We start from the raw sequence: 5,632 nt of genomic DNA, 5'->3' as shown, positions 1-5,632 counted from the left end.
CACACTGGTGGTTTTGATTTAAAAAACTTGATACATAAAAATAAAAGTCTATATAAAGGATGGTAAAATTCCTGTTGTCCGATTTGGACAATATCCTAAATAGTTACAATATATGGTCTATACTTTTTCTTAGGAGAAAGCTAGATGTACAGACGTTTGAGAGATTTGAGGGAGGATCATGATCTGACCCAAAAGCAAATAGCTACAATACTTTCGTTTACAAATTCAGCTTATGCCAAAATTGAACGGGGTGAGCATGCGTTGACGGCTGATGTATTGGTTAAACTCTCAGATTTCTATGACGTCAGTACAGACTATTTATTGGGATTAACTGATTTTCCTGATAAAATTCGCTTTAGAAAATAATCTCCTCAATTTCATAGAGTTTGAAAATGAGTGAGATTTTTTATTTGCCCTTTGACAACTGAATAGCCTAAAATGGTACTTTCCTCATTTGTGGAGCAAATTTGAATGGCTCGCCATGATAAGAGCGATTTTAAAACCATCAATAAAATAGAGCGATACTTTATATGCCATGATACAAATGATATACAATGATACTTCTGACCGTTCAGCCTGCCAACGTAAAAGAGCAGCAAGTGAAATTCTTATGATGACTTCATCAGTCATGCCACGTTGAATGTGTGAGTTTGTTAGATAAACGCAATTAATCCTCAAAAGCTTCCCCGAACCTTTTTAGTTCTACAGACGCATCACGTGGAGTGTGTAAGCTTGTTGCTAAAAGCGTAAAAACCTTGGAACGAAAGGGATAATAGACTTCCTGCGAAACAAAATACAATACAATAAAACTATGGATGATGAAGCAAGTAAACAATTAAGCGATAGCCGTTTTAAGAGCCTTGTAGGTGTTCAGTTCAGCGCACGACATTTAAAGAGATGTTAGTTGTGTTAAAAACAGCTTATCAACGTAAACGCGCAAAAGTGGACGAAAACCCAAATTAAGCCTAGACGGTCTCCTGGTCTCCTCATGCTAACTATTCAATACATGCGAGAATAGAGCACTTATGAACAAATTGCGGCTGATTTTGGCATTCACGAAAGCAACTTAATCCGTCGGAGCCAATGGGTTGAAGCAACTCTTATTCAAAATAGTTTTACGATTTCAAATTCTGCCTTAATTCTGTAAAAATAGTAAAATTCGAAGGATTGTGAAGGATTGTAAGGTAAGAGTTTTTTTCTTTCTGAAAAAATGGTATAATAGCAATCAAAACTAGAAAATAAAACGGAATTTGGAACAGATTTGTCTGTATCCTAGTAGAGTGGTGATACTATGAAGATTAGTAAGAGGCACTTATTAAATTATTCCATCTTGATTCCCTACTTGCTTTTATCTATTTTGGGCTTGATTGTGGTCTATTCGACCACCAGTGCTATTTTAATCGAAGAAGGCAAGAGCGCCTTGCAATTGGTTCGAAATCAAGGAATCTTTTGGATTGTTAGTTTAATACTGATTGCCTTAATTTATAAATTAAGACTAGATTTTTTGAGAAATGAGCGACTAATCATTTTAGTTATATTGATAGAAATGCTTTTATTGTTCTTGGCTCGTTTTATTGGTATTTCCGTAAACGGGGCATACGGTTGGATTTCGGTTGCAGGAGTAACTATTCAGCCAGCTGAGTACTTAAAAATCATTATTATTTGGTATTTGGCTCACCGATTCTCCAAACAGCAAGAAGAAATAGCTATTTATGATTTTCAAGTTTTGACTCAAAATCAATGGCTTCCTCGTGCTTTTAATGATTGGCGATTCGTTCTCCTAGTTCTGATTGGAAGTTTGGGAATTTTCCCTGATTTAGGGAATGCGACTATTTTAGTCTTGGTTTCCTTGATTATGTATACAGTTAGTGGAATCGCTTACCGCTGGTTTTCAACCATTCTGGTGCTCGTATCTACTGCTTCTGTCTTTGTCTTGACCACTATCAGCCTAATCGGTGTTGAGACCTTTTCAAAAATTCCAGTATTTGGCTATGTGGCCAAGCGCTTTAGTGCCTTTTTTAATCCTTTTGCCGATCGTGCGGATGCGGGTCACCAGTTAGCTAATTCTTATTTTGCCATGGTCAATGGCGGTTGGTTTGGTCTAGGTCTTGGAAACTCGATTGAAAAACGAGGTTATTTACCAGAAGCTCATACAGACTTTGTCTTTTCTATCGTGATTGAAGAATTTGGCTTTGTTGGTGCTAGTCTTATTTTAGCTCTCTTGTTTTTCATGATTCTGCGGATTATCTTGGTCGGTATCCGAGCGGAGAATCCTTTTAATGCCATGGTTGCACTCGGTGTCGGAGGGATGATGTTGGTTCAGGTATTTGTCAATATCGGAGGGATTTCGGGCTTGATTCCATCTACAGGAGTGACTTTCCCCTTCTTATCCCAGGGTGGAAATAGTCTTCTAGTCTTATCAGTGGCAGTGGCCTTTGTCTTAAATATTGATGCCAGTGAAAAACGCGCTAAGTTGTACCGAGAATTGGAAAATCAACAAATGAACCTTCTGTGAAATAGAATAAAGAAAGGATAGTCTATGTCTCTTCAAAAATTAGAAAATTATAGTAATAAAAGTGTTGTGCAAGAAGAAGTATTGATTCTAACAGAATTGCTGGAAGATATTACTAAAAACATGCTTGCCCCAGAGACCTTTGAAAAAATCATGCAGTTGAAAGAATTATCAACGCAGGAAGATTATCAAGGTCTAAACCGTCTAGTGACTAGCTTATCAAATGATGAAATGGTCTATATTTCACGCTATTTTTCAATCTTACCTCTTTTGATTAATATTTCAGAGGATGTGGATTTAGCTTATGAAATCAATCATCAAAATAATATTAATCAGGACTATTTAGGTAAATTATCTACAACGATCAAAATGGTTGCTGAAAAAGAAAATGCCGTTGAAATTCTTGAACACTTGAATGTTGTCCCTGTTTTGACAGCTCATCCAACACAAGTGCAACGAAAAAGTATGTTGGATTTAACAAATCATATTCATAGTCTTTTGCGTAAATACCGTGATGTTAAGTTGGGGTTGATCAATAAAGAAAAATGGCACAATGATTTGCGCCGTTATATCGAAATTATCATGCAGACAGACATGATTCGTGAGAAAAAATTAAAAGTGACTAACGAAATCACGAATGCTATGGAATATTACAACAGCTCCTTTTTGAAAGCTCTACCTCACTTGACGACGGAGTATAAGCGCTTAGCGCAAGCGCATGGTCTGGATTTAAAACAGGCTAAACCAATCACCATGGGTATGTGGATTGGTGGAGACCGTGATGGTAATCCCTTTGTTACAGCAGAGACCTTGAAGCAGTCTGCACTCACTCAGTGTGAAGTCATCATGAACTACTATGATGAAAAGATTTACCAACTTTATCGTGAATTTTCTCTTTCAACTAGCATTGTCAATGTCAGCAAGCAAGTCAGAGAAATGGCTCGTCAATCCAAGGATAACTCGATTTACCGCGAAAAAGAGCTTTACCGTCGTGCCTTGTTTGATATTCAGTCAAAAATCCAAGCAACAAAAACCTATCTGATTGAGGATAAGGAAGTTGGGACTCGTTATGAAACCGCCAATGATTTCTACAAGGATTTGATTGCCATTCGAGATTCTTTACTAGAAAATAAGGGCGAGTCCTTGATTTCAGGTGATTTTGTGGAATTATTGCAGGCAGTAGAGATATTTGGTTTTTACCTAGCATCAATTGATATGCGACAAGACTCTAGCGTCTACGAAGCCTGTGTGGTAGAACTCTTGAAATCAGCAGGAATTCATTCTCGCTATAGCGAGTTGAGCGAAGAAGAAAAGTGTGACCTTCTCTTGAAAGAATTAGAAGAAGATCCACGAATTCTTTCTGCTACTCACGCAGAAAAATCAGAACTATTATCAAAAGAACTAGCTATTTTTAAGACGGCTCGTGTTTTGAAAGATAAGTTGGGAGATGACGTCATCCGTCAGACCATCATTTCACATGCAACCAGCCTTTCTGATATGCTAGAATTAGCTATTCTATTAAAAGAAGTAGGACTGGTGGATACGGAAAGGGCGCGTGTTCAGATTGTTCCCCTTTTTGAAACAATTGAAGACTTGGATCACTCAGAGGAAACAATGAGACAATATCTTTCTCTTCCTCTTGCCAAAAAATGGATTGCCTCACGCAATAACTACCAAGAAATCATGTTGGGCTACTCTGACAGTAATAAAGATGGCGGTTACTTGTCATCATGTTGGACCCTCTACAAGGCTCAACAACAATTGACTGCTATTGGAGATGAATTTGGCGTTAAAGTTACCTTCTTCCATGGTCGTGGTGGGACTGTTGGTCGTGGTGGTGGGCCAACCTATGAAGCTATCACCTCTCAACCGCTCAAGTCTATTAAGGATCGCATTCGTTTGACGGAGCAAGGAGAAGTAATTGGGAATAAATACGGTAACAAAGACGCCGCTTACTATAACCTTGAAATGCTAGTATCGGCAGCTATTAATCGTATGATTACTCAGAAAAAGAGCGATACCAATACCTCAAATCGTTATGAAGCCATTATGGATCAAGTAGTGGATCGTAGTTACGATATCTACCGTGATTTGGTCTTTGGTAATGAGCATTTCTATGATTATTTCTTCGAGTCAAGTCCAATCAAGGCTATTTCAAGTTTTAATATTGGTTCTCGTCCAGCCGCTCGTAAGACGATTACTGAAATCGGTGGTTTGCGTGCCATCCCTTGGGTATTCTCATGGTCACAGAGTCGTGTTATGTTCCCTGGATGGTACGGGGTTGGTTCAAGCTTCAAGGAATTTATCGATAAAAATCCAAAGAATATTGCTATCTTACGAGATATGTACCAAAATTGGCCTTTCTTCCAATCGCTTCTTTCAAATGTTGATATGGTCTTGTCAAAATCAAATATGAATATTGCTTTTGAATATGCTAAACTTTGTGAAGACGAGCAAGTTAAGGCCATCTATGAGACTATTTTAAATGAATGGCAAGTTACTAAGAACGTTATCCTGGCTATTGAAGGACATGACGAACTCTTAGCTGACAATCCATATCTAAAAGCTAGTCTGGATTACCGTATGCCTTACTTTAATATTCTCAACTATATTCAGTTAGAGTTGATTAAACGCCAACGTCGTGGAGAATTGTCCAGTGATCAAGAACGATTGATTCATATCACCATCAACGGAATTGCGACAGGATTGCGTAATTCAGGTTGATAATTTTCAAGAGTGAGTATCAAAAAAATGCTAAAAGAGTCTTGACAAGTAGTTGAAAAATGATATAATTTAACCATTCAGAAAAGTAATCATACAAACTTTTTAGAGAGTCTGTGGTAGCTGAAAACAGATAAGTGGCGATGATGAAAATTGGGCTGAATGCTATTTAGAATTTGAAATCATAAAAATTCGGTGAGCACACCTTACAGTGCATCTCGTTGTTGCGAGACAGAGCGATAGGGAAATTCCCTATAATTGAGGTGGTACCGCGCATCGACGTCCTCACACAAGTTTTTTGTGTGAGGATTTTTTTGATGGAGGTTAGTATGGAAAGAAAACGATGGCGTCGCTTGTTTATACTCAATGAAAATCAAAGTACAAACTAGGAAGCTAGCC

3 protein-coding genes, 1 pseudogene and 1 other annotated feature are annotated in these 5,632 nt (G+C 37.8%); all 4 genes and pseudogenes read left to right on the top strand.

Going from position 1 to position 5,632, the window contains the following annotated elements:
- Positions 1 to 144: 144 nt before the first annotated feature.
- The 4 genes and pseudogenes from HT699_RS06805 (at position 145) to ppc (ending at position 5,236) form a co-directional block, all read left to right on the top strand.
- The gene (locus HT699_RS06805) at positions 145 to 366 is read left to right on the top strand and encodes a helix-turn-helix transcriptional regulator (protein ID WP_172934200.1); all 222 of its coding nucleotides are present in this window, start codon (positions 145 to 147) and stop codon (positions 364 to 366) included.
- A gap of 445 nt (positions 367 to 811) precedes the next feature.
- A pseudogene (locus tag HT699_RS06800) lies at positions 812 to 1,138 on the top strand (transposase family protein); the annotation flags it as partial.
- A 153-nt stretch (positions 1,139 to 1,291) separates the two neighbouring features.
- Positions 1,292 to 2,515, top strand: a complete 1,224-nt coding sequence (locus HT699_RS06795) for an FtsW/RodA/SpoVE family cell cycle protein (protein WP_023940698.1) — start codon at positions 1,292 to 1,294, stop codon at positions 2,513 to 2,515.
- A gap of 24 nt (positions 2,516 to 2,539) precedes the next feature.
- Entirely contained in the window at positions 2,540 to 5,236 is a 2,697-nt protein-coding gene (ppc, locus tag HT699_RS06790) for a phosphoenolpyruvate carboxylase (RefSeq protein ID WP_172934199.1), read from the top strand.
- A 69-nt stretch (positions 5,237 to 5,305) separates the two neighbouring features.
- Positions 5,306 to 5,523: a binding site (T-box leader), on the top strand.
- Positions 5,524 to 5,632 lie beyond the last annotated feature (109 nt).

Source organism: Streptococcus sp. 1055 (genome assembly GCF_013276815.1).
GTDB lineage: Bacteria > Bacillota > Bacilli > Lactobacillales > Streptococcaceae > Streptococcus > Streptococcus pseudopneumoniae.
Note: the sequence above shows the minus strand (reverse complement) of the source record. Positions and strands in the feature narration are given on the sequence as shown.